At 70.2% G+C, this 24,997-nt stretch carries 22 protein-coding genes; 8 read left to right on the top strand and 14 right to left on the bottom strand.

Annotated features, from left to right (window positions below; all coding sequences use genetic code 11):
- Positions 1–23: 23 nt before the first annotated feature.
- From ABEA43_RS29840 to ABEA43_RS29820, 5 genes are read right to left on the bottom strand one after another with little or no spacing between them, the layout of a single operon-like run.
- Positions 24–1,319 (bottom strand): hypothetical protein, encoded by a 1,296-nt coding sequence (locus ABEA43_RS29840; RefSeq protein WP_345566921.1) that lies wholly within the window; start codon positions 1,317–1,319, stop codon positions 24–26.
- A 53-nt stretch (positions 1,320–1,372) separates the two neighbouring features.
- The gene (locus tag ABEA43_RS29835; protein ID WP_345566920.1) at positions 1,373–2,578 is read right to left on the bottom strand and encodes a glycosyltransferase; all 1,206 of its coding nucleotides are present in this window, start codon (positions 2,576–2,578) and stop codon (positions 1,373–1,375) included.
- 46 nt (positions 2,579–2,624) lie between these two features.
- Entirely contained in the window at positions 2,625–3,977 is a 1,353-nt protein-coding gene (locus tag ABEA43_RS29830) for an MFS transporter (RefSeq protein ID WP_345566918.1), read from the bottom strand.
- Positions 3,974–6,607, bottom strand: a complete 2,634-nt coding sequence (locus tag ABEA43_RS29825; protein ID WP_345566917.1) for an MMPL family transporter — start codon at positions 6,605–6,607, stop codon at positions 3,974–3,976. Before ABEA43_RS29825 ends, ABEA43_RS29830 begins: the two co-directional genes overlap by 4 nt.
- Before the next feature lie 7 nt (positions 6,608–6,614).
- Positions 6,615–8,324 carry a fatty acyl-AMP ligase gene (locus ABEA43_RS29820; protein WP_345566914.1) on the bottom strand — a complete coding sequence of 570 codons (1,710 nt, stop codon included), beginning with the start codon at positions 8,322–8,324 and terminating at the stop codon, positions 6,615–6,617.
- 195 nt (positions 8,325–8,519) lie between these two features.
- On the opposite strand from ABEA43_RS29820, the gene ABEA43_RS29815 reads away from it, so the two are divergent.
- Complete coding sequence (locus ABEA43_RS29815; RefSeq protein WP_345566912.1) at positions 8,520–9,827, top strand: MFS transporter; 1,308 nt, start codon at positions 8,520–8,522, stop codon at positions 9,825–9,827.
- On the opposite strand, the gene ABEA43_RS29810 is transcribed toward ABEA43_RS29815, so the two are convergent.
- Together ABEA43_RS29810 and ABEA43_RS29805 are read right to left on the bottom strand one after the other, a co-directional pair.
- Positions 9,809–10,285, bottom strand: coding sequence for a hypothetical protein (locus tag ABEA43_RS29810; protein ID WP_345566910.1), 477 nt, complete (start codon positions 10,283–10,285; stop codon positions 9,809–9,811). The genes ABEA43_RS29815 and ABEA43_RS29810 overlap by 19 nt on opposite strands.
- 128 nt (positions 10,286–10,413) lie before the next feature.
- Positions 10,414–10,950, bottom strand: coding sequence for a hypothetical protein (locus ABEA43_RS29805; RefSeq protein ID WP_345566909.1), 537 nt, complete (start codon positions 10,948–10,950; stop codon positions 10,414–10,416).
- Positions 10,951–11,153: 203 nt separating this feature from the next.
- On the opposite strand from ABEA43_RS29805, the gene ABEA43_RS29800 reads away from it, so the two are divergent.
- The 7 genes from ABEA43_RS29800 (at position 11,154) to ABEA43_RS29770 (ending at position 17,758) form a co-directional block, all read left to right on the top strand.
- Entirely contained in the window at positions 11,154–11,783 is a 630-nt protein-coding gene (locus ABEA43_RS29800; protein ID WP_345566908.1) for a helix-turn-helix domain-containing protein, read from the top strand.
- A 94-nt stretch (positions 11,784–11,877) separates the two neighbouring features.
- Positions 11,878–13,047 (top strand): homogentisate 1,2-dioxygenase, encoded by a 1,170-nt coding sequence (locus ABEA43_RS29795; protein WP_345566907.1) that lies wholly within the window; start codon positions 11,878–11,880, stop codon positions 13,045–13,047.
- The gene (locus ABEA43_RS29790) at positions 13,044–13,817 is read left to right on the top strand and encodes a hypothetical protein (protein ID WP_345566906.1); all 774 of its coding nucleotides are present in this window, start codon (positions 13,044–13,046) and stop codon (positions 13,815–13,817) included. The genes ABEA43_RS29795 and ABEA43_RS29790 overlap by 4 nt, the downstream gene beginning before the upstream one ends.
- Positions 13,814–14,929 (top strand): fumarylacetoacetase, encoded by a 1,116-nt coding sequence (fahA, locus tag ABEA43_RS29785; protein ID WP_345566904.1) that lies wholly within the window; start codon positions 13,814–13,816, stop codon positions 14,927–14,929. Before ABEA43_RS29790 ends, fahA begins: the two co-directional genes overlap by 4 nt.
- Before the next feature lie 72 nt (positions 14,930–15,001).
- Positions 15,002–16,171 carry a L,D-transpeptidase gene (locus ABEA43_RS29780; protein ID WP_345566903.1) on the top strand — a complete coding sequence of 390 codons (1,170 nt, stop codon included), beginning with the start codon at positions 15,002–15,004 and terminating at the stop codon, positions 16,169–16,171.
- Between the two features lie 72 nt (positions 16,172–16,243).
- Complete coding sequence (locus ABEA43_RS29775; protein WP_345566901.1) at positions 16,244–16,675, top strand: NfeD family protein; 432 nt, start codon at positions 16,244–16,246, stop codon at positions 16,673–16,675.
- 3 nt (positions 16,676–16,678) lie between these two features.
- A complete protein-coding gene (locus ABEA43_RS29770) occupies positions 16,679–17,758 on the top strand; it encodes an SPFH domain-containing protein (RefSeq protein WP_345566899.1) in 1,080 nt (359 codons plus the stop codon).
- Between the two features lie 154 nt (positions 17,759–17,912).
- Here the strand turns inward: ABEA43_RS29770 and ABEA43_RS29765 are convergent, their stop codons facing one another.
- The 7 genes from ABEA43_RS29765 to ABEA43_RS29735 all read right to left on the bottom strand — a co-directional run bounded on the left by ABEA43_RS29765 (position 17,913) and on the right by ABEA43_RS29735 (position 24,870).
- Positions 17,913–18,434 (bottom strand): hypothetical protein, encoded by a 522-nt coding sequence (locus ABEA43_RS29765; protein WP_345566897.1) that lies wholly within the window; start codon positions 18,432–18,434, stop codon positions 17,913–17,915.
- 368 nt (positions 18,435–18,802) lie between these two features.
- Positions 18,803–18,970, bottom strand: coding sequence for a hypothetical protein (locus ABEA43_RS29760; RefSeq protein ID WP_345566895.1), 168 nt, complete (start codon positions 18,968–18,970; stop codon positions 18,803–18,805).
- Positions 18,971–18,996: 26 nt separating this feature from the next.
- Complete coding sequence (locus tag ABEA43_RS29755; RefSeq protein ID WP_345566894.1) at positions 18,997–20,166, bottom strand: Gfo/Idh/MocA family protein; 1,170 nt, start codon at positions 20,164–20,166, stop codon at positions 18,997–18,999.
- 22 nt (positions 20,167–20,188) lie between these two features.
- The gene (locus ABEA43_RS29750; protein ID WP_345566893.1) at positions 20,189–21,814 is read right to left on the bottom strand and encodes a type 2 periplasmic-binding domain-containing protein; all 1,626 of its coding nucleotides are present in this window, start codon (positions 21,812–21,814) and stop codon (positions 20,189–20,191) included.
- A gap of 28 nt (positions 21,815–21,842) precedes the next feature.
- Positions 21,843–22,724 (bottom strand): carbohydrate ABC transporter permease, encoded by an 882-nt coding sequence (locus ABEA43_RS29745; RefSeq protein ID WP_345566892.1) that lies wholly within the window; start codon positions 22,722–22,724, stop codon positions 21,843–21,845.
- Complete coding sequence (locus tag ABEA43_RS29740) at positions 22,721–23,617, bottom strand: ABC transporter permease (protein ID WP_345566890.1); 897 nt, start codon at positions 23,615–23,617, stop codon at positions 22,721–22,723. Before ABEA43_RS29740 ends, ABEA43_RS29745 begins: the two co-directional genes overlap by 4 nt.
- Before the next feature lie 110 nt (positions 23,618–23,727).
- Entirely contained in the window at positions 23,728–24,870 is a 1,143-nt protein-coding gene (locus tag ABEA43_RS29735; protein WP_345566889.1) for an ROK family transcriptional regulator, read from the bottom strand.
- Between the last annotated feature and the right edge of the window lie 127 nt (positions 24,871–24,997).

The following is a 24,997-nucleotide window of genomic DNA, read 5'->3' as shown; positions in this document are numbered from 1 at the left end:
CGGGTGCGTGTCCTGGAGGGGGATCAGGCGGCGTGCAGGTACACCTGGCCGAAGACCTCGGAGAGGTTCTTCAGGTCCGTGGCCACGTCCACCTCGGGGTTGGCCGGGTCGTAGATGGTGGCCAGGCGGGGGCGGACCGTGCTGAGCTTCTTGAGCTGGTCCCAGGTCACGTTCGCGGCCCACTTCTCGCCGTACACGCGGCTGACCTGGCCCTGGTCGCTCTGCCAGCGGGTCCACAGGGTGACCGTCTCGGCGGCGTCGTCCTGGAGCGGGGCGGCGATGCGCTCGGTGATGGCCTTGGTGGCCTGCTCCTCGTTGAGCTGGGCGGTCCCGGCGGAGGCGAAGGAGGCATCCTCGGAGGCGATCTGCGCGTAGGCGTCCCAGGCGCGGGCCCGTACCTGGATCCACTGGTTGCGCTGGGCCTCGGCGGCGTCGATCTTCCAGGTGGCGTACTCGGTGCCCAGGTGGCCGCTGTCGAGGGAGAGCTGGTCGATCAGGCCGGCGGAGAGCCAGGCGCCGATGCGGTCGGGGTTCAGCAGCGGGTACTTCTTCGTCAGCTCGGCCTTGCAGGCGTCATTGGCGCCGCAGCCGAACACCGGCACCACCGTGTGCGCGGCCAGCTTCTTGCCCGGCGACAGGGTGCGCAGCGCGGTCGCGGTCTCGGCGACGAACTTGTCCATCTCCTCGGCGGTGGTGAACGTCTTGTTGTAGCCGAGCTGCGAGGTGAACCTGATGCCGACGACCCCCGGCTGCGTGGCGAGCGCGGCGACCTTCTTGACGGCTTCGGCGAGCTTGCCCGCCTTGTAGTCGTCGGCCAGCTCGGTCTCGATCCAGATGCGCATGTTCGTCTGGGCCTGCACGGCGGCCTTCGTGGCGGTGCCCGCCGGGGTCTCCGCGGCGGCGGCCTTCTCGGCCGCGCTGATCTCGCTGCCGTCGACGTAGCACTGCTCGCCGTTCTGGCACTCGGGCGTGCCGCCGTCCTCGGCGCCTTCGACGTCAGGAGAGCCGACGTCGTGCATCTCGCCGTCGCCCTCGGAGTCGACGGGGCACTCGGAGCCGGATTCGGCGCAGTCGATGGTGATGGGATCCATGGGGCCGGCGTCGATCATGTTCTGGCCGTCGTTGTCGAGCCAGAACTTCGCGATGTCCGCGGCCTCTTCCGGGGTCGCCATCCAGCGGCAGACCACGAACGCCGGGGTGTCGGCGGACATCAGGTCGTTACAGCTCCGCGGGTCGTCCTCCGACCACGCCGGGACGCCGATGCCCAGGAGTGAGAGGGCGAGTCCGATGACGAAGATCTGCCGTAGCCGCAGTCGCATGGCGCCTTACTTCCAGGGGGTGATCGTGGGCATATCGCACAATATCTGGACGATCAACAACGTTCAATCACATCCACCGCCTTCTTCACGCCGTTCTCGACGCGGAGTAGCCGTCCCAGTTGCGCTGATTTTTCGCGATATTTCGGTACGGCGAGCAGCCGTGCAGTCAGCTCCTCCCTGGTGAGCCCGCTGATCGGCAACGGCGGCGGCCCGGCCCCCAGCGCGGCCACCCTGCGCCCCCAGAACGGCTGATCGGCGAAGAACGGGCACACCACATTCGGCACCCCCGCCGCCAGCGCCGTCCCGGTGGTCCCCGCGCCGCCGTGGTGCACGACCGCCGCCGTCCTCGGGAACAGCACGTCGTGCGCCACCTCCCCCACCACCCGCACGTCATCGGACGCCGCCACGGGCAGCCCCTGCACGATCCCCCGCATCCGCGCCCCACGCAGCCCGGCGACCACCTCCTCGGCCAATCGCGCGGGCTCACCCGGCACCATGCTCCCGAACCCGACGAACACCGGCTCCGGCCCCGCTTCCAGAAAGTCCCGGAGCCCGGCGAGCCCGCCGTTCTCCGGGAGCCGCCAGTAGCCCGTGAGATGAACGTGCTCACCCCAGTCCGCCGGTCTGGGCACCACCAGCGGGCTGACCCCGCACAGCACCGGCACCCTGGCCCGCCGATCGGCCGCGAACGGGCTGCCCCGCATCGGCCCGAGCCCCAGGACGCTCGAACGCAGCCGGTTCACCATCCGCCCGAGCATCATCCAGCCGACCCGCTCCACCAGAGCGTAACTGGCCCGGTTCCCCAGCCGGCCCAGCGTCTCGAACGGCACCAGCGGATTGGGGAACTCGCCGGTCGGCTCGCCGGGCTGGAAATGCAGGATCCGGTACGGCATCCCGTACCGGTCGTGGAGATGCCGGCCGAACGCGCCCAGCGCGGGGGCGAGCACCAGGTCGGCCGTGGCGCAGGCGGCGTCCACCTCGGCGACCAGCTCGGCGGCCAGCGGCTCCACGACGGTCCTGAACCCCCGTACGAACCCCATGGGCCCGCTCCGCAGCCAGGCCTGCCCCTCGTCGCTCTCCAGGATGGCCACCGGATCCACGCCGAGCGGCGCGAACCCCACGCCCGCACCCGCCAGCGCGCCGTACCGGCGGGCCGCGACGAGCGTGACGCCATGCCCCCGCCGCGCCAGCTCCAGCGCCAGCCCCGCCCCCGGCTGCACATCCCCCCGAGACCCGAACCCCAGCACCGCCACCTTCACACCCTCACCGCCACCGTCACTGTGGGACCAGCGGCATCGCCGGCTTTCACGGCAACGTCACCAAGCTGACCAGGGCCCCCACCAGCACCAGCCCGGCCGCCACCAGCAGGCCGGCCGCGTACCCGGCGGCGAAGCTCCCTGCCGCGTGCACGATCACCCCGATGGCACCAATCCCAAAGAGTCCCGAAATTTCACGACTAACCGAGAAGACCCCGCCCGCCACCCCGGCCCGCGACTCCGGCACCGCCCCCAGCACCGCCGACCCGAGCGGCATGGTCAGCGCCGACCCGACCCCGATGGCGCAGACGGCCGGCAGCAACCACTCCCACCCGTCCCCCGCCTCCAGAAAGGCCGCGACCACCATCCCGCCCGCCACGAGCGTCAGCCCGGCCGCCACCGTGTGCCCGGCCCCGAGCCGCCGCGCGACCATCGGAGCCAGCGGCGTGACCAGCACCACCAGCAGGGCCAGCGGCACGAACGCCATCCCGGACTCCACGGGGCCGAACCGGAGCACGCCCTGCAGGAAGAGCGCGGTGTAGAAGAACACCCCGTTCACGCCGAGCCCCCAGAGCACCTGCGCGATCACCCCACCGGTGAAACTCCTGGCCGCGAACAGCCCCAGCGCCACCATCGGGTCCGCGGCCCGCCGCTCGACGACCACGAAGACCGCCCCGCCGCCCAGGCACACCACGAGGGCGGCGACGACGGCAGGGGACGTCCAGCCGTACTCACCCCCGTGGATCAGCGCGAACGTCCCCGCGGCCAGGAACACCACGGAGGCCAGCACGCCGGGCACGTCCAGGCTCCGCCCGCCCCGCGCCCCGGACGGCACGCCCGCCCAGGCGAGCGCGATGACCACCGCGCCCACGGGCACGTTCAGCAGGAACACCCAGCTCCAGTGCGCATATTGGCTGAGATAGCCGCCCACGACCGGACCGAGCGCCAGCGCTCCCGCGCCGGACGCCATCCACACGGCCACCCCCATGGACCGCTGCCGCTCCTGCCGCCCGGCCAGCACGGCCAGCGTCGCGGGCAGGATCATCGCGGCCCCCGCCCCCTGGGCCAGCCGGGCGGCGACGAGAAGCTGAACGGAGCCCGCCAGCCCCGCACCCAGCGAGGCTCCGGTGAACATCGCGAGCCCGGCCAGCAGCACCCGCCGATGCCCGTAGACGTCGGCCAGCCTGCCGCCGGCGAGCATGAGACCCGCGAAGGTCAGGATGTAGCCGGTGGCCACCCACTCCAGCGCGGCGAGCCGGGCGCCGAAGTCGCGCTGGATGCTGGGGAGTGCGACGGTGACGACCGTGTTGTCCAGCGTGGTGATGAACCCGGCGAGGCCGACGACGAGGAACAGCGCTCCGGCTTTCCCGGCCCGCCGTTCGGAGGTGACCGCGAGGCTCACTCGTCCACCTCCGCCCACACCCATCCCTCGCCCTGAGCCCCGGCCCGCACCACCTTGGTACGCCCTTCCGTAACCCGCACCCACCGAACCCGCTCCCGCTCACCGCACGCGGCCGGCTCGGTGGACTCGGACGGCTCGGTGAGCGCTGGAACCTGGTCCCGCACCGGACCGATGGAGTAGGGACGCTTGCGAAACGGCACCCTCTCGACGGCCTGACCCGCCGCCGCCGGCTGGCCGGCGACCGGCTCGTGCTCGGCGGCCAGCGGCAGGGGATCGGTGTCCGCGCCGAACACGGCCGGCCGCCCGTTGACGGTCACCCGCGACAGGGGATCGCCCAGCTCACCGGGCACATTCGCCGCAAGAGGGCGCCGATCCACACCGGGCGGCGGGACAGCAGGCGGCGCCGTACCCGCCGAGGCGGTGGGGGGTTCGTGGAGTTCGATGCGGGCGTGGAAGCGGCGCAGCGGCCCCGGCAGCCACCAGTTCGCCCCGCCCATCAGCCGCATCGTCGCCGGCACCAGCAGCGCCCGCACCAGCGTGGCGTCCACCACGATGGCCACGAACATCCCCACCCCGAGCAGCTTCACGATCGTGATCCCGGCCGTGGAGAAGGCCCCGATGACCACCAGCAGCAGCAACGCCGCGCTGGTGATCACACCGCCCGTCTGCTGCAGCCCCACCGCCACCGCCGCCGTGTTGTCCCCCGTGCGCAGCCACTCGGCCCGCACCCGCGACAGCAGGAACAGCTCGTAATCCATGGACAGCCCGAACACCACCGCCAGGATCAGCACCGTCACGGTCGCCTCGATCGACCCCGTGGACGTGAACCCCAGGACGGAGGCCAGGTGCCCGTCCTGGAACGCCCACACGATCACCCCGAACGACGCCCCGATGGACAGCACGTTCATCAGCAGCGCCTTGACGGGCAGCACGATCGACCCGAAAGCGGCGAACAGCAGCACCCCCGTCACCGAGCAGACCACCAGCGCCATCCACGGGAGGGTCGCGAAGAGGCTGTCCAGCAGGTCCATCTGCGCCGCCGTCGGTCCCCCGACCACCACCCGCCGCACGTTCGGCTCGGGAGTCATCGACCTGATCAACGTGACGAGCTCCTGCGCCTCGTCCGACATCGGTTCCCGGTCGTAACGGACCGCGAGCCGCACCGCGCCGTTCTCCTGCGAGAGGCCCCGCGCATCGACCCCGGTGACATGGGGCAGCCGCTTCAGCCGCCCGACCAGGGGCTTGACGTCGGCGGGCGTCACGCTCGTGACGGCGCTGATCGGCGTGTGCCCCTGCCCGAGCGGCCCTGGGGTCGCGGCTCGTTCGGTGAAGGAGCGCTCGACCAGCACGTGGACGTCGATCGGCGACATGGAGTTCCGGGCGAAGTCGCGATCCAGGGTCTCGGCGACCCCGCGGCTCTCGGAGGCGGCCGGCAGCACCCTGTGGTCCACGTTCCCGAACTTCACGTGCAGGAACGGCACCGCCAGCGACACCAGCACCACCGTGACCACGACGAGGTACGCCACGGGCCGCCGCATCACGCTCGACGCGACGGCATGCCACAGCCCGGACGAGGATCCACGCTCCGGGCCCCGGCCGCGCCCGAAGTCGGGCGTGATCCGCAGCGCGTCCACCCGCCGCCCGAGTATCCCCAGCACCGCCGGCAGCACGACCAGCGCGGACCCCATGGCGACCAGCACCACCGCCGCCGCCCCGAGCCCGATCGAGCGCAGGAACATCTGCGGGAACAGCAGCAGCCCGAGCAGCGCCGTCGCGACCGTGAGCCCGGAGAAGGCCACGGTCCGCCCGGCCGTGGCCATCGTCGCGACCACGGCCTGCTCGTTGGTGGCCCCGCGCCTGATCTCCTCCCTGAACGCCTTGAGCACGAACAGCGAGTAGTCGATGGACAGCCCGAGCCCGAGCATGGTGACGACGTTCAAGGAGAAGACGGAGACCTCGGTGACCTCGGTGAGCAGCCGCAGCAGCACCAGCGCGCCGAGCACCGAGAGCAGCCCGACGAGCAGCGGCAGCCCGGCCGCGACCAGGCTCCCGAACACCACCACGAGCAGCACCAGCAGCACCGGCATCGAGATGGCCTCGGCCCTGGCCAGGTCCGCGGCGGTCTGCTCGTTGAGCTCCTTGAGCAGCGGCACCGACCCGCCGACCTCGACGCGCAGGTTCTCGACGCGTTCGAGCCGGTCCGCGATCGCCGCGTAGCCGTCCTGCTTGGCCTGCGGCCCGCCTTTCAACGTCACCAGCGCGTACGTCGAGTGCCCGTCCTCGGAGACCATCTCCTTGGCGCCGCTCGTCCAGTACGTGACCATCTTGCGCACGTACGCGCGGGGCAGCGCGCGCAGCGAGTCGTGCACGGCCTTCTTGTAACGCGGATCCCGTGCCTTGACCGACGGATGCCGGTAGAGGACGACCACGTCGGGGGCGTCGCCGCCGTACCATTCGTCGTTCCAGCGCGCGGCGGTCGTGGAGTCGGCACGCGGGGCCTCGAAGCCGCCGTCCGCCATCCGCCCGAACAGCTCCATCCCCAGCGGCGCCACGAGTACGGCCGCCGCCAGGCTCAGCACCAGCAGCGTCCATCTGCCGCGATAGACGAGGCGGCCCGCGAGCTCGAACAACGGCTTCTCAACCAGCCTCGGCCCGGACCAGCGCGCCGTCGAGGTAGGCCCGCAGGCAGGCCCGGCGGGCGATCTTCCCGCTCGACGTCCTCGGCACGGCCCCGGGCTCGGCCAGCACGACATCATGCACCGACAAGTCGTGATATTTCCGTACGGCCGCCCGCACCGCCCGTGCCACCTCCTCCTCCGTACCAGCGGGGCCGGCGGCGAGCGGGAAGTGGCGCGAGCGCTCGGCCACCACCACGAGCCGCTCGGTCTCCTCCCCCGGCACCGCGAACGCCGCCACCCGATCCCGCCGCACCGCCCGATGCGCCTCCTGCACCGTGACCTCGACGTCCTGCGGATAGTGATTCCGCCCGTCCACGATGATCAGATCCTTGATCCGCCCGGTGATGTACAGCTGCCCGTCGTAGAGCACGCCCAGGTCACCGGTCCGCAGCCAGGTCCCCTCCGCACCCTCCAGCACCGCGCCGAACACCTCCGAGCTGCGCGCCGGATCCCGCCAGTAGGCGCGGGCCACGTTCGGCCCCTGCACCCAGACCTCCCCCACCTCACCGTCGCGCCGCTCCCGCCCGTCCGGGCCGGCGACGCGTACCCGCTGGCCGTGCGGCCGCCCGCAGGAGACGAGCAGGCTGCGCGCGCCCGTCCCCGTGTGCGGGACCGCGTGCCCGTCCCGCAGCGCGTCGCGGTCGAAACCGGTCGCCAGCGGCCGCTCGCCCCGGCTCATGGCGGCCACGAACACGGTGGCCTCGGCCAGCCCGTACGCCGGGGTGTGCGCCTCGGGCCGCAGCCCGCACCCGGCGAACGCGGCGTCGAACGCGGCGATCGCGCCCGGCCTGACCGGCTCCGCGCCGTTCAGCATGACCCGCACGCCGGACAGGTCCAGCCCCGCCTTGTCCGCCTCGCCGACCCGGGCGGCGGTGTACTCGTAGGCGAAGTTGGGCCCGCCGGTGAACACCTCGCCGAACTCCGACATCAGCCGCAGCCACCGCACCGGGCTCATGACGAACGCCACCGGGTCCATGAACACCGCCTGGTTCCCGCCCATCATCGGCATCGCGACGGTGGCGACCAGCCCCATGTCGTGGAAGAGCGGCAGCCACAGCACCGCGACCGACGTGCCGGGCCTGGCCTCGAACACCTCCCAGAGCTGGGCGGCGTTGGCCGTGAGGTTCGCGTGCGTGATCTCGACCCCGGCGGGCGCGCGGGTGGAGCCGGAGGTGTACTGCAGGTAGGCCAGGTCGTCCGGCCCGGCGCGGTCGGGCTCCCACTCGTCGGCCAGCAGGTCGGAGACGGTGTCCACGGTGACGACGTGCTTGGGCGCGTACGCGCCGGCCAGGAAGTCCGTGACGCCGGGGAGCGCCGCCGTCGTGGTCAGCACGATCACCGGGTCGGCGTCGGCGTACGCCCCGGCCAGCCGCTCGGCGTGGCCGGGCAGCCCCGGCGCGAACAGCGGCACCGCGACGAGCCTGGCGTACATCGTGCCGAGCATCGCCACCACGTAGTCCAGCCCCTGGGGCGCGAGCACCGCCGCGCGGTCGCCGGGCCCGGCGAGCTCGCGCAGCCGTACGGCCAGGGCCCTGGCCTTGAGGTCGGCCTGCCGCCAGGTGAGCGTCCGCCGCGAGCCGTCACCGAGATGGTCCACGAACGTGTACGCGGGCGCGCCCGGCGTCTCCCGCGCCCATCTGGCCACCTGGGCGATCAGCGTGTCACGCATGCCTGGTCCCCTCGCCGACAGCAGGGACCTAGCAAATTACGGGAGAAGAAGGTGCGATTCTTGCCAAACCCCTCCACATTCCGCAACCGGTCTTGTTAGCGGCGTGACAAGTCCGCCGAAATATTGGGACGACAAGGGTGCGAAAGAACGGCAGAATAGATCGGCTTTGACCGTTTTTCCAGGGGGTTCGGTGCCGTGCACAGTTACTTGAGCGATCTCGGGCTGCTCCGAGATCGCCGCTTCACGCTGTTGCTCTCGGCGCGCACCATCTCCGTCCTGGGAAGTGCGTTCGCGCCCGTGGCCCTGGCGTTCGGCATCCTCGCCCTGCCCGGCGCGAACGCCACCACCCTGTCCGTCGTGCTCACCGCCGAGTCGCTGCCCATGATCGTGTTCATGCTGGCCGGCGGCGTGATCGCGGACCGGCTGCCGCGGCAGCGGGTGATGATGGCGGGTGAGTTCGTGATGGCGGCGGGGTTCTTCGCCCTGGCGGTCATGCTGCTCACCGGCTGGACCCCGCTGCCCGCGCTGAGCGCGGCGGCGGCGCTGAGCGGGCTGGCCACGGCGATCACGTTCCCCGCGCTGACCGGGATCATCCCCGAGGTCGTCCCCCTCGACCGGCTGCAGGCCGGCAACGCGCTGCTCGGCCTGGGCGCGAACGCCTCGCGGGTGGCCGGGGCGGTGCTGGGCGGCGGCACGGTGGTGCTGTTCGGCGGGGGCTGGGCGCTGGTGGTGAGCGGGGCGATGTTCGCGCTGGCGGGCGTGCTGATCGCGATGCTCCGCCTGGACCGCGCTCCCGTGCCGGAAGCGGTGCGCGTCCCCGCGGCGGAGGACCCGTCAGAAGGCGAGCCCGCGCCGCGCGATGAGCGGCACTCGGTGCTGAGCGACCTGCGCGACGGCTGGCGGGAGTTCAGCTCGCGGCAGTGGATCTGGGTGGTGGTCCTGCAGTTCTCGCTGCTGGTCATGGCCATCCAGGCCGGGCACGGGGTGCTCGGGCCGCTGCTGGCGAAGGAGACCCTGGGCGGTCCCGGGGCCTGGTCGGCGTTCCTCGCCGGCGAGGCGATCGGGACCATCGTCGGGGTGCTGTTCTCGATGCGGCTGCGGCCCAAGCGGCCGATCCTCGTGGCCGTGCTGCTCTGCCTGCCGGCCGCGCTGCCGTACGTGCTGCTCGGGCTGGACGCGCCGCTCTGGGCCATCGTGATCGGCGCCTTCGTGCTCGGGGTCTGCTTCGACATGTTCGGCGTGCTGTGGATGACCACGATGCAGCGCGAGGTCCCGGCCGACGCGCTGTCGCGGGTCAGCTCGTACGACATGCTCGGGTCGCTCATGTTCGGCCCGATCGGGCTGATGCTCGCGGGGCCCGCGGCCTACCTGTTCGGCACGGAGGAGGCGCTGCTCGCCTGCGCGGTCATCATCGTGGTGGCCACGCTCGCCGCGCTGCTGTCGCCCGGGGTGCGCAACCTGCGCGCCCCGGGAGCCAGAGTCCGTCACGCTGACCTGAAGTAGGCGTTGGCCCTGGGCTGGAACATCAGGGTCAGCGCCCCCAGCACGGCCGCCACGTGCAGGGTCCTGCTGGCCGCGAACACCCACCACAGCGTGTCCGCCCCGGCGACGACCTCGGCGATCGAGCCTCCCCCCAGCAGCCACTCGACGGGCCCGATCAGGAGCGAGAGCGTCCCGAACACGCCGAGCGTCCCCGCGAGCGTCCAGCGCGCCCAGTTCTGGCCGCTCCTCAGCCGCAGCGCCAGGAAGATCGCGCCGGCGAACACCGCCATCCGGAACCCCGCCCCCGGCAGCAGGCCCATGAGCGCGGTGCCCCCGGCGAGCTGGCTGACGACCATGAGCACGGTCTCGAACGCCCCCGCCGCGACCGCCGCCAGCCACAGCGTCGCGGCCGTGTGGACGACCGGCGGTGGATCGGCGGCGGCGACGACTGTCTTCTCGATGCTGTCAACGGTGCTCACGACGGCCTCCCTGGGTGTGCGGATCACCCTTGAAGTCTCCGCCGTCCGGCCTGTCCGATTCATGCCCGTCGTCCCCCGAACAGCGGGTAGTGCGCGCCCTACCAGGCCACTCCGCCCGCCACGGCTGCTCAGACGACGATGAGCCGGACCACGACGCCCGCGCAGTTCCCCGCCACGCAGACGCGTACCGGCACCTCGGAGATGCCGGGCGCGGCCGGGACGCCGCCCACGTGGCCGTCAGGCCCGATGGTCACGTCCTGCGGCAGCTTGGCGTGGTCGGTCACGGTGAAGGTGGGCACCACGCCCGCGGGACCGCCGTTGATGCCGATCTCACCGCGCAGCGGCCGGCCCACGGAGCCGGGGAACGTCAGCTCGCGCGGCTCCCACGGCACGTTGCCGAGCACCACGAGGGTGAGCTCCTGCGCCGAGCACAGCTGGCCGGCGCAGAGCTGGACCGGGGCGACGTAGGTGCCGGAGCGTTGCGGCGTCCCGTACAGCTTGCCGCCCTGATCGACCTTGATCCCGACCGCGAGGTACGCGGCGCGGAAGGCCACGCCCTTCGCGGTGGGCAGCAGCCACTGGCTCACCTCGATGCCCTCGGTGAGGTAGAAGGTGTCCTCCACCAGCCCGCGGTCCGCGGGGTCGAGCGGGGTGTCCCTGGACATGTGCACCATGGGGACGCCGAACGAGGCCGCAAAAGGGGACAACCCGCACATGGCCAAGCCCGCAAGAAGGAGCACCCACCCGTGCCGCATCGTCACCCCCCGGCTTTCTCCCTCGGTACGTACCCCTTCACCGCCTGTTCATGGCCGCACGTCGTGAGTCGCGCGCCCGGACGCCGGCGCGGCGCCGCTGGATAATCGGTCGCATGGCCGCTGAATCCGCTCAGACCCTGGAACGCGGGCTTCGCCTGCTGAGGTTGCTCGCCGACGGGAAGAGCGGCCGGACGCCGACCGAGCTGAGCGCCGAGCTGTCGCTGAGCCGCCCTGTGGTGTACCGGCTGCTGACGACGCTGATGAACGAGGGATTCGTCCGCAGGGACGCCGAGGGGCGGGTGCATCTCGGGTTCGGGGTGCTCGTGCTGGCGCAGGCCGTGCAGCCGCTGCTGCGGGCGGCGGCGGTGCCGACGTTGCGGCGGCTGGCCGAGGACGTGGGCGCGACCGCGCACCTGACCGTGGCGGAGGGCGACGACGGGCTGGCCGTGGCGGTGGTCGAGCCGTCCTGGACGAACATGCACGTGGCCTATCGCGAGGGCGCGCGCCATCCGCTGGAGAAAGGTGCGGCAGGACGGGCGATCCTGGCGCTGCGCGACGGGCGTGACGACTACTTCGTCACGGAGGGGCAGTTGCAGGAAGGGGCGCGAGGCGTCGCCGCGCCCGTCACCGGCCTGCCGTGGCTGGAGGCGTCGGTGGGGGTGGTGACGTTCGGGCCGCTGGAGGAGTCCACCGGGCCACGGGTGGTCGCGGCCGCCGCGGAACTGGCCGCGGCGCTCGATTGACGCTGGGCCCGGGTTGACATCTCCAGCGCTTTAGCGGACGGTTGTTGCATATAAAGGACACTCCCGTCCGATTAACGGACATATGGAGGAGCGGATGCCGTACTACCGGGTCGTTGGGGAGGTGCCGCGCAAGCGGCACGTGCAGTTCAGGCGGCCGGACGGCGGTCTCTACGCGGAGGAGCTGATGGGCGAGGAGGGGTTCTCCTCCGACTCCTCACTCCTCTACCACCGCCACTTGCCCACCGCGATCGTCAAGGCGGAGGCCGTCACGCCCCCGCCCGGCACGCGCCTGGAGCCCAACCTGCCGCTCTCACCACGCCATTTCCGCACGCAGGAGCTGTCTCCCACAGGCGACCTGATCAGCGGCCGCATGCTGCTGGCGGGCAACGGCGACGTCCGGTTGTCGTACGCCACCAGCGACCGGCCGAGCGAGCTCTACCGCAACTCCATGGGCGCCGAGTGCGTCTACGTCCAGCGCGGCAACGTCCGGTTCGAGTCCACCTATGGCGTGATCGAGGCCGGTGCGGGCGACTATGTGATCGTGCCGACGGGAACGATCCATCGCTGGGTGCCGGACGGCCAGGTCAACGTGCTGGCCATCGAGGCGTCCGGGCACATCAGGCCGCCCAAGCGCTACCTGTCCCAGTACGGGCAGTTCCTGGAGCACGCGCCCTACTGCGAGCGCGACCTGCGCAGCCCGGCCGAGCCGCTGCTCGCGGAGGGCGCGGAGGTGCCGGTCCTGGTCCGCACGCGCGGCGGGCTGACCAGGCTCGTCTACCGCGACCACCCGTTCGACGTGGTCGGCTGGGACGGCTGTCTCTATCCGTTCGCGTTCAACATCAACGACTTCGAGCCGATCGTGAAGAGGACGCACGCGCCGCCGCCCGTGCACCAGACGTTCGAGGGGCCGGGGTTCGTGGTGTGCTCGTTCTGCCCGCGGCCGCTCGACTTCCACCCCGACTCCGTACCGATCCCCTACAACCACCACAACGTGGACTCCGACGAGTTCATGTTCTACGTGGGCGGCGACTACTCCGCGCGCAAGGGCTCGGGCATCGACGTCGGCTCGATCTCGCTGCACCCCGCCGGGTTCACGCACGGGCCGCAGCCGGGGGCGGTGGAAGCGGTGATCGACGCGGTCTCGCGCGGCGTCACGACCACGAGCGAGATGGCCGTGATGATCGACACGTTCCGCCCGCTCGACCTCGGCCAGGGCGCCCTGTCCTGCGAGGATCCCGGCTACGCATGGACCTGGGCACGATGAGCGTATTCACGGCACTGGTCGACGACGCGGGCCTGTTCCCGCCGACCTCATTGCACATGGACGAGGCACTCTCCCGCAACGAGCGGGACCTGGCCAAGGGCGGCGACGTGCTCACGCACCGGTTCCTGTGCCCGGCCAGCCGGATCGACCGGCTGCGCGGCATCGCGTACCGGCCGCGGCGGATCGGGCTGATCGTGGACACGGTGAAGATGCCCGACTTCGGCGACCTGCCCGTGGACTTCGTCGAGATGCGGCTACCGCCCGACTCGTCGGTCGAGGAGCTGGTGACCGGGGCGGGGCTGCCCGGCCACGTACGGCTGTTCGCGGAGGTGACGCCGACGCCGCGGAAGATGGCCATCGAGGTGCCCGGCGGGGTGGGGCTGAAGGTGCGCTGCGGCGGGGCGTCGCCCGAGGCGTTCCCGCCGGTGGAGCATCTCGGGCAGTTCATCAAGTTCTGCGTCGAGCATGACATCCCGTTCAAGGCCACGGCCGGGCTGCACCACGCCGTACGCCACTTCGACCCCACGCTCGGCGTGGACCGGCACGGCTTCCTGAACCTGGTGCTCGCGGTCTGCGAGGCTGTGGAGGGGCGCGATCCCGCACCCGTGCTGCGCGCGACCGACGTGGGCCATCTCGTACGGCTCGCGCGGGACGTACCCGAGGACACCGCGAAGCGGGCACGGCGGCTGCTGGTGAGCTACGGCTCGTGCAGCACCAGCACCCCGCTCGACGACCTGCGCACTCTCGGCCTGATCGAGGAGGAAACGTGAGTGAGCGAAGCGGCTGGGGTGTGGACAACCTGCCGTACGGCGTGTTCTCGTGCCCGGGGCAGGCGCCCAGGGTAGGCGTGCGGTACGGCGACAAGGTGCTCGACCTGGCGCCCGCGCTGCACGACGAGGTGTTCGCCGCCCCGGCGCTCAACCCGTTCATGGCCCGTGGCCGCGCGGCCTGGCACGACACCAGGGCCCTGATCCAGAACAAGCTCACCTCCGACCTCTCCGTCACCGAGCGGCACCTGATCCCGCTGTCGCGGGTGGAGCTGCACCTGCCGTTCGAGGTGGCCGACTACGTCGACTTCTACTGCTCGCTCGATCACGCGAGCAACATCGGCAAGATCTTCCGCCCCGGCTCCGAGCCGCTGCTGCCGAACTGGCGGCACCTGCCCGTCGGATACCACGGCAGGTCGGGGACGATCGTCAGGTCCGGCACGCCGGTGAGGCGCCCGCAGGGGCAGCTCAAGGCCGGGGTGTTCGGGCCGTGCGAGAAGCTCGACATCGAGGCCGAGCTCGGGTTCGTGGTCGGGGTGCCGACCGCGATGGGCTCTCCCGCCGGCGCGTTCGAGGAGCACGTGTTCGGGGTGACGCTGGTCAACGACTGGAGCGCCCGCGACATCCAGGCGTGGGAGTACGTGCCGCTCGGGCCCTTCCTCGCCAAGTCGTTCGCCACTTCGATCTCGCCGTGGATCACGCCGCTGGAGGCGCTGCCCAGGATCCCCGGACGGGCCCAGGATCCCGAGCCGGCCTCCTACCTGCGCAGGCAGGGCGACTGGGGGCTCGACATCACCCTCGAAGTGCTGCTCAACGGTGAGGTCGTGGCGCGGCCCCCGTACTCGAGCATGTACTGGACGCCGGACCAGATGCTCGCGCACATGACGGTGAACGGCGCCTCCCTGCGTACGGGCGACCTGTTCGCCAGCGGCACAATCTCCGGGCCCGAGCGCGAGGAGCGCGGCTCCCTCATCGAGCTGACCTGGAACGGGACCGATCCGATCAAGCTGTCGGGCGGTGAGACGCGCTCGTTCCTGCAGGACGGCGACACTGTGACGATCCGGGCCACCGCCGGCGCCCTGACTTTGGGGGAGGTTTCCGGAACTGTCGGATAGATTACTCAGCGTGCTTGAACCCTGACTCGCCGCTACCCTGGGGTCACCCTTCCCTCGGAAAGCAGGAGTCACATGCGGCGTGTCGCGACGTTCTGTGTCGCTTTTCTCCTGGTCTGCGGCTGCGCCTCCGCACCGGCCGAGCCCCCGGCCGCGCCGCCCGTCGTGCAGGTCTCGCCCGCTTTCGACGCCAAGCGCGCCAGGCCCGACCGCGGCCTCGTGGTCACGGCGCAGGGTGGCACGCTGAGCAAGGTCCTCGTCTACGAGAGCGGCGAGGGCGTGCCCGGCCGGCTCGACGGCTCCCGCACGACCTGGCGCTCCGACTGGACGCTCAAGCCCGGGGCCGAATACACGGTGACCGCGACGGCCGCGGGCCCCGGCGGTCCCGCCACGGTGGCGATGGGCCGCTTCCGCACGCGGGCCGCCGCCAGGACGTTCCAGGTGGCCGCCACCGCGCCGCTGCCTGGGGAGACGGTCGGCACCGGCATGCCGGTCATCATCGACTTCGACACGTCGGTGGCGGACAAAGCCGCCGTCGAGCGGGCACTTGAGGTCACCTCCGACATCCCGGTCGAGGGCGCGTGGCGGTGGCTCGGTGACACCCGGGTGATCTACCGCACCAAGCGGTTCTGGGCGCCCAGGCAGCAGGTCACGGTCACCGCGCATCTGGCGGGCGTACGCGCGGCCGAGGGCCTCTACGGCGCCACCGACTCCACCTTCTCCTTCACCGTCGGCCGCAAGCAGACCAGCTCGGTCGACACCGAGACGCACCAGATGGTCGTCCAGCGCGACGGCGCGGTGGTGCAGCAGATGGCCATCAGCGCGGGCATGGCGACCACCCGCGAATACACCACGACCAGCGGCGTCCACCTGACGATGGACAAGGGCAACCCGGTCCGCATGATCTCCCCCGGCCGGGAAAAAGACGATCCCGGTTTTTACGACGTGATGATCGGCCACGCTGTGCGTATTTCCAACAGCGGCGAATATGTGCACGCCAAGGACAACGTGTGGGCGCAGGGCCGGGAAAATGTCAGCCACGGCTGCATCAATTCGCGCCCTGACCAGGCGGCCTGGTTCTACGACAGCTCGCTGCGCGGCGATCCCATCACGATCACCGGCACCAGCCGCGAGCTCGAATGGGACAACGGATGGGGTTTCTGGCAGCTCCCGTGGGAGAAATGGCGGCTGGGAAGCGCCCTGCGCGACTCCGATGCCCCAGGTGGATGGATGCCGGAGCGCTGATTCCGGATTACGGTAGAGAAGGGGGGAACCACTCACGACTACAGGCCCGTTGTCCCATATGGAGGGCCGGACATGGATGAATGGATCATCTGGGTAATCCTCGCAGTCGTCTTGGGCGTGGCCGAGATCTTCACGCTCACGGCTTCGCTGGGACTTCTGGGCGTGGCCGCGCTCCTGACTGCCGCGACCGCCGCAATAGGGCTGCCCGTTCCCCTGCAGTTACTCTTCTTCGCCATCTCCTCGGCAGCGGGCATCGCGGTGATCAGGCCGATCGCGATGCGCCACGTCAGGCAGCCGCCCCTGCAACGGTTCGGCGTGGAGGCGCTCGTCGGCAAGCCCGCTTACGTGACCTCTGAGGTCACGGGCCGCGAGGGACGGGTGCGGATCGGCGGCGAGGAGTGGTCGGCTCGGGCCTACGACGAGACCCTGGTGATCCCCGCGGGGGCGACCGTCGACATCATCGAGATCGAGGGAGCGACAGCCCTCGTATATCCCCGGGAGTGACTCATGGATCCGCTGTTGCTGGTCGGACTGCTCATCATACTTTTCGCGGTCTTCACGGTGCTCAAGGCCGTCCGGATCGTCCCCCAGGCACGGGCGCGCAACCTGGAGCGCCTCGGCCGCTATCACCGCACGCTCAAGCCGGGCCTCAACTTCGTCATCCCCTACATCGACCGCGTCTACCCCATGATCGACCTCCGCGAGCAGGTCGTCTCCTTCCGCCCCCAGCCCGTCATCACCGAGGACAACCTGGTCGTCGAGATCGACACGGTCCTCTACTTCCAGGTCACCGACCCGCGCGCGGCGGCGTACGAGATCGCCAACTACATCCAGGGCGTCGAGCAGCTCACGGTCACCACGTTGCGTAACGTCGTCGGCTCCATGGACCTGGAAAAGACGCTGACCTCGCGCGACACCGTCAACAGCCAGCTACGCGGCGTGCTCGACGAGGCCACCGGGAAGTGGGGGCTGCGCGTCAACCGCGTCGAGGTCAAGGCCATCGATCCGCCCAAGACCATCAAGGACGCGATGGAGAAGCAGATGCGGGCCGAGCGCGACAAGCGGGCCGCGATCCTCAACGCCGAGGGGCAGCGCCAGTCGCAGATCCTCACGGCTGAAGGTGACAAGCAGAGCGCCATCCTGCGCGCCGAGGGCGGGCGCGCGGCGGCCATCCTGGAGGCCGAGGGCCAGTCGCGGGCCATCGACCAGGTCTTCCAGGCGGTCCATCGCAACGACCCCGACCCGAAGCTGCTGGCCTACCAATACCTGCAGATGCTGCCGCAGCTCGCCCAGGGCGAGAACAACACGTTCTGGGTGATCCCGAGCGAGGTCACCTCGGCGCTGCAGGGCGTCTCGAAGGCGTTCACGGAGGCCCTGCCCCGGTCGGCGGCCACCAGGGAAGAGGCGCCCGCGACGTCGGAGGAGCTGGACGAGGAGGTGGCCAAGGCCGCGCAGGCGGCGGCCGAAGCGGTGGCGGACGCCCAGGACGCGGAGTCCGTCAACGGGCCGCGCCAGATCACGAAGGGCGTCAACGACCCCGACCCACTGGCCGACCTGGGCCGCAAGCCCAAAGAAGCCGAACACTGACCCTGCCCCCCGGGGCGGAGCCGAGTCCCGAGCTCCCTAGGGCTGAGGGGTGAGCCCTTGACGCTCACGGGACCGTGAGGGGTGAGTCCCGGATCGGGTGGAGGTGCCTGCCGTTATGGCGGGCACCTTCCGGCGGCCATGTCCGGCCGGCGGCTCAGGCGACGTCGACCAGGTGGAGGACCTGCGTTTCCTGGTGGGCGGCCCTGGCCCGGCAGGCGAGCTTGACCGCCGCGTCGGCCAGCGCGATGTCACGCGGCACCCGCGGGATGTCATCGCCCATCTTGACCCGCAGCCAGTCGGAGACCTCCGCCCAGGAGTAGATGTTGATGTTGTCGGTCGCCATGACCGGCTCGGGAAAACCGCCAGGACCGCGCTGCCCGCTGGAGAGCTGTCGCAGACTGGCCTGTGTCCGGCCGCCGTGCCGGCGCGCCGCGTCGCCCAGCGTCACGCCGTCGTCGTGCCCGATGCCGATGGCCCAGAGTCCTTCGATCTTCCGGATCTGGACCAGCACGGACGCGATCGCATCGAGCAGCGTCCCGCCTTCACGGTCGCACATGAAGTACGGCTGCGTGCCGCCCACCAGGGCGCAGTCGTCCAGGCCCGCCTCGAAGAGCCGGTTGAACTCGTCGGTGTCCGGCTCCCGGTTGAGCATGACCCGGAAATCCCAGACAGTCATGAGGTCTCCTCTTTTTCGTTGCCGCCACACCCGGAGTGGGTGAGCGCCCATCTGCGAATCTGCTTCGCGTGAACGCCAGGGTTGCGGGGCGTGCAGTTGACCGAAAACGGACTGCTGCCACACGTGCAAATGATCCACCCCCATCGGTGTCCATTGTGATCCTCGACAACGGAGAATGCCGCGCTGACGCTGCGAAGCGCTTTGATCGTGGCATTGATCTCGTTGTACTGATGTCTTCCTCGACCAACCATGTAGCAACCTTGCAACAGTGTTGCACGGTTAGAACGGCATCTCCCACCTTGGAGCCCCCACTAATGCACGACGATGCCCGCCGCGCAGAGTGCGCGGCGGGCATCGTTCCCCTGAAATCAGTGCGAAAGCGGCGCGTCCGTGGTGTCCCCGAGCTCGCAGTCGCGCCCAGACGCATAGCGCGAACACGTCCTGCTCCTGCCGCCGCAGCCGCACGTACGCCTGGCGAACGGCGGCCAGTCGGCGTCATCGATGCGGCCCACGACGTCGTCGGCGAAGTCCGGCACCGCCTCACCCCGGGTTCCGGCGAGTATCAGCCCTGCCCGCCGTCGAAGTACGCGGCCAGCTCCGGATCGAGGGCCGGCACGTCGTACGGCATGCCTCCGTCACGCAGCGACATCGTGGCCATGTAGCCGGCCGCCACGCTCATCCGCGCCGCCACCGGAGAGGTGTCCGTCACGCCGCCGTCCCTGACGAACCTGACGAACTCCCCCACGATCTCCATGTCCGCGCCCCCGTGCGACCCCTGCGCCGCAGGCACCTTGTACGTGATGTCGCCGTCGCCCCGATACCCGGCGGGCCCGGTGTTCCACACCTTGACCGCGTCCCCTGGCCCGTCGCCGAAGTTCTCCAGCCGCCCCTCGGTGCCGATGACCGTGTAGTTGCGCACGTAGTCGGGGGTGAAGTGGCACTGCTGGTAGGCGGCGATGACACCGTTGTCCAGCCGCATGTTCATCACCGACACGTCCTCCACGTCCACGACGTGGTGCAGGTCCCGGCGTGCCGTGGGCGGCCAGTCGAACTCCTTGAGCCAGCCCTCGGGCCGCGGCGTGCCCGGCTCGCGGCGCGGCAGGTCGCCGTAGACCATGAGGTCGCCGAACGCGTTCACCCTGGTGGTGTAGCCGGCCGCGAGCCAGTGGATCACGTCGAGGTCGTGCGCCGCCTTCTGCAGCAGCAGCCCGGTCGTCCGGGTGCGGTCGGCGTGCCAGTCCTTGAAGTAGTAGTCGCCGCCGTAGGACACGAAGTGCCGCGCCCAGACGGTCTTCGGCTCGCCGATGACGCCCTTCTGGATGATGTCCCGCATGAGGCGGACCACGCCCATGTGCCGCATGTTGTGCCCGACGTACAGTTTGGTGCCGGTCCGGCGGGCGGCGCGCAGGATGTTGTCGCAGCCCTCCACGGTGATGGCCATCGGCTTCTCCAGGTAGACGGCCTTGCCCGCCTCCAGGCAGTCGATGGCCAGCCGCTCGTGCGTGTCGTCCGGCGTGTTCACCACGATGGCGTCGAGATCACGCCGGTCGAGCAGCTCGCGGTAGTCCTCGGTCAGAAGCTCCGCCTCGAACCTCCCGGCCTGCCTTTTGAGCACTGCCGGGTCGGAGTCGCACAGCGCGGCCACGACCGCGCCTTTCCCCGGGCGGTGCGCCGCGAGGGCCAGGCTCGTCCGCAGGCCGAGGCCGATGACTCCGATGCGCAGGTCTTCCACTGGTGTCCTCTCAATAAAACGATCAACCCTTGGCGATCGAGGCCTCGTACTCGGCCCGCATCGCCTCGCCGCCCTTGCCCAGCCACTTCTTGACGAAGCCGGGCCAGTCCGACAGCGGCTTGCGGCCGGTGACGATGTCCACGACCATGTCCGAGCCCATGGTGCTGAGCTCGCCGTTCTTCTGCGTGTAGGTGTCGGAGAAGTGGCCCGTCGTGACGCGTTCCTGCAGCATCGGCGCGACCTTGGTCTCGAAGTCGTGAATGAGCTTGGTGCGCTCGGGCTGGCCGGGCAGGAAGAGCGCGGAGGGCGACCCGATCACGAACGAGATGGGCTGCTGCGTGGTGGGCACCTCGGCCGCGCCCTTGCCGGTGAAGGCCAGGTCGCCGTCCTTCTTGGTGAAGTGGGTGCCCTCGATGCCGAAATTGACGAGCTGGTATTCCTCCGTGCCGAACGGGGCCGCGAGATAGTCGAGCACCTTGAGCAGGGTCTCGACGCGCTCGGCGGGCACCTTCTTGCTGATCGAGGTGAAGCCTACCGAGCCGAGACCGGCGTTGTAGACGGGCTTGGAGCCGGGCGTCGCGGCGAAGGGCACGATGGCGCCGAGGTTGTACTTCTGGGTCTTGGCGTCGTTGAGGAAACCGGGGAACGACTCGATGTACGCGCCGATCTGGCCGTTGGCGACCTTGTCCTTGATGGTGGCCAGGGCGGGGTCGGGCCAGAACAGGTTCGCCTTGAAGCACTTGACCGCGAGCTCCAGCGCGGCCTGGTATTCGGGCGTCTCGAACTGGTGGGTGAGTTTGCCGCCGGCCAGCTTCCACGTGTTCGGGGCGCCGTACCAGTGGCTGAACATGTGCACGTGGTTGTAGTACGACGGTTCGAGCGGGTACTTGTTCTTCTTCACGTCGAGCAGCTGCTTGGCCTTGGCCAGGAAGTCGTCGGCGGAGGCGAAGGCCGTGCCGCCGACCGGCTCCCAGTAGTCCTGGTCCACCAGGTACACCTGCCCGAACCGGCTGTAGGCGACCGCCACGCCGAACAGTTTCCCGTCGGTGACGGCGGACTTCCAGGTCACGTCGCCCAGGTTGGCCAGGTTCGGATATTTCTTGATCGCATCCCCGCTCAGGTGCGAGGTCAGGTCGTGGAACTTGGCCTCCAGCAGCTCGGGGACCCGCTGCAGCCCTTGGTTCGGCGGGAACCACACCAGGTCGGGCAGGTCGTCGCTGGCGATGATCGCGTTGAACTTGTCCGGGTAGCCGTCGCCGACCACGATGTTCATGCTCCACTCGGAGCCCAGGGCCTTGCTCAGCTCCTGGAGGTAGGCGTTCTGGCCGGGCGCGGGCGGCGCGACGTCCCACGTCTGGGTGAGCGAGGTGATCTTCTTGCCGTCGCCGGGCGGGGCGGCGACCGACTTGACCAGCTCGGCCGGGTACTTCAGGTACGCGGGATCCTGGCCCGCGTCGATCGGCAGGTCAGGCGTGGGGATCTTGGCCGCGGTGTACGCGGGCAGGGCCAGCTTCTTGGACAGCTCCGCGCCGCCCTTCCGCACGCCGGCCGCGCCGCCGCCCTCACCCCCGCAGGCGGCGAGCCCGGCGACCGTGGCGCCGGCCAGCGCGAGTCCGAGGAATCCGCGACGGGACATGGTTGATGACATGGTCTCTCCCTGCAAAACCGGGGGGGGTTCAGCCCTTGATGGCGCCGGTCAGGACGCCCTTGGTGAAGTACTTCTGGAGGAAGGGGTAGGCGAGCAGGATCGGCACGAGCGCGGTGATCAGCACCGCCATCTGCACCGACGAGGCGGGCAGGTCCCGCACGATCGCGACGTCCGAGCCGGTGGCCGCGGTGCCGCGGAAGATGTACTGCCGCAGCACGACCTGGATCGGATGCTTGGTCTGGTCGTTGATGTAGAGGATCGCGGTGAAGAACGTGTTCCAGTACGAGACCGCGTAGAACAGGCCGACCACCGCGATCACCGCCTTGGACAGCGGAAGCGCGATCCGCCACATCATCCGGAAGTCGCCGCACCCGTCCATGCGCGCGGCCTCGAACAGCTCCTCCGGCAGGTTCTGGAAGAACGACCTGACGACGACCACGTTGAACGCGTTGACGAGCACCGGCACGATGAGCGACTGGTAGGTGTCGATCATCCCGAGCTCTTTGACCATGAGGTAGCTCGGGATCATGCCCGGCGTGAACAGGAACGTGGCCAGCACCATCAGCAGGATCGGCTTGCCGCCGAGCATGCCGCGGCGCGACAGCGCGTACCCGAGGAAGACCGTGCAGATCAGGCTCAGCGCGGTGCCCGTGAGGGTGATGCCGATGCTGATCAGCACCGATCTGGTGGCGGAGCCGCCGGACAGGATCAGCTCGTACGCCTCGAAGGTGGGGTGCGACGGCCAGAGCACGTAGCTGCCGCCGTTGGCGATGCTCTCCGCGCGGCCCATCAGGCTCGTGCCCACCGCCAGCCCGAACGGATACAGCACGACCAGGGTGATCGCGGTCAGCACGACGAACTTGAGCGTGCGCCCCGCCATGGTCGGGCGCTCCATCCACGGCGGTCTCATCGGTAGATCCCCTGCTCTCCGAAGCGGTGTGCGAGCTTGTTGGCCGCGTAGATCAGCGCCGCTCCGATGAGCCCCTTCATGAGCCCCGCCGCGGTGCTCATCCCCCAGTCGCCGTCGCGGATGCCGTGGTAGTAGACGTAGGTGTCGATCACCTCGGCCGCTCCCGCGCCCACGGCGTCGCGTTGCAGGACCATCTGCTCGAACCCGACGGACAGGATGTCGCCCAGCCGCAGGATGAGCATCATGAGGATCACCGAGCGGATGCCGGGCAGCGTCACGTGCCACAGGCGGCGCTTCCAGTCGGCGCCGTCGATGGCGGCCGCCTCGTACTGGCTCATGTCGATGGCGGTGATCGCGGCGAGGAAGATGATCGTCCCCCACCCGCAGTCCTTCCAGATCACCTGCGCGGTCACGAGCAGCTTGAACGTGTCCGCGTTCGACATCAGGTTGCCGATGGTGACGCCGTGGGAGTTCAGGAACGTGCTCACCGTGCCCGCGCCGCCGATGACCTGCTGGAACATCGCGACCACGACCACCCACGACAGGAAGTGCGGCAGGTAGACGACGCTCTGGACGAAGCGCTTGATCCGGTGGCCGACCAGGGAGTTCAGCAGGAGCGCGAGCGCGATCGGCGCCGGGAAGTACAGGACGAGCTGCAGTGCGGTGATCTGCAGGGTGTTGCCGACCGCGCTCCAGAACTCCGGCTCCTCCAGGAGGGTCACGAAGTTCTCCAGGCCCACCCACGGGCTGCCCGAGATGCCGAGGAACGGCGCGTAGTCCTTGAAGGCGATCACGTTGCCCAGCAGGGGAACGTAGAAGAACGTCACGAAGTAGAGGACACCTGGCAAGCACAACGCCAGCAGCGTCCAGTCGCGTCTCAGGCGCTCAAGCATGGGCTGGAGATTAGCGGCTATTTATGCAAATAACTAGTGTTAATCGAGCAACTCCGCGCACAGCGCTGCAGAGGAGCCGCAGGATGCGGCCCTCGTGACGGGATAGTTATCTAAGCTGGTTGAGTAAACAGCAGCCGGTCGGCATGATCGAGAGCGAGACGCACCGCTCCGAGCGTGATGCACTCGCTGCCCAGCCCCGAGGCCACGACCTCGGGCGGGTAGAGGCAGTACTCCTCGAACAGCTCCCTGATCGGCGCCACCAGCAGGTCGCCGGCCGCGGACAGGCTGCCGCCGACCACGACCAGGTCGGGGTCGAGCGGGTTGACCACGGTGATCAGCCCGGCGGCCAGGCCGCGCGCGAACTCCCTGACCGCCCGCCCGGCCTTCTCCTCGCCGTCCCGCGCCCTGGCGATGGCGAACTCGGCGCTCTGCCTGCTGGAGCGCAGCTCGCCCGGCTCGATCGCCATCGCGTAGTCCATGACGTGCCGGAAGGCGCCCCAGTTCTCGTGCGGCTGGGCGCCGATCTCGCCGGAGGCCGCGTGCGCGCCCCGGTGCGGGCGGCCGCCGATGAGCAGGCCCATGCCGATCCTGTCGCCGGTGAAGAGATAGACCACGTCGTCGCGGCCCTGGGCGGCGCCGCGCCAGTGCTCGGCCAGGACCGCGAGCCGCATGTCGTTCTCCACCAGCACGGGGGCCGGGATCCTGCGGCGCAGCTCGCCCTGCAGGTCGAGGCCGGTCCAGCCGGACAGCGCGATGCTCTTGACCACCCGGCCCGCGCCGTCCACGGTGCCCGTGGTGCCCACGCCGACGGCGGCGGCGTCCGCGACGGACAGCCCGGCCTGGGCGGCGACCGTGGCGACGAGGCCGGCGACGGCCTCCAGCCGCTCTTCCGCGGGCATGTCGCGGTGGTTGGGCACGCGGTGGGTGGCCACGATCGCGCCATTGAGGTCGGCGACCATCGCCCGCAGCCTGGAGGCGCCGATGCCGACGCCGATCACGTGCCCCGACGCGGCGCGGAACCTGAACCGCCTGGCCGGCCGCCCGCGCTGCCGGTCGCCCTGCTCCTCTTCGCACTCCTCGGCCCAGCCGTCCGCGAGCAGGTCCTCCACGATGACCTCGGCCGTCGGCCTGGACACGCGGGCCGCCCTGGCCAGCTCCGACAGCGTGGCCATGCCGGACTCGCGCAGGATGCGGAGGATGGCCGCCGAGTTGAGCCTGCGCAGAAGGGAGGCGTCGCCGCTCTGCTGTCGCACCGAATCCTCCAGGGGTCTAGTCCCCGCCATCCTACTAAGTCAAATACCTTGCGTAATTGGTGCTGGTCGGCCGCCGCGTGAAGCTGAGCTGTGGGGGCACTTAAGAATCCGTCGATGGACATGCTCG

This window comes from Nonomuraea rosea (assembly GCF_039539705.1).
Taxonomy (GTDB): domain Bacteria; phylum Actinomycetota; class Actinomycetes; order Streptosporangiales; family Streptosporangiaceae; genus Nonomuraea; species Nonomuraea rosea.
Note: the sequence above shows the minus strand (reverse complement) of the source record. Positions and strands in the feature narration are given on the sequence as shown.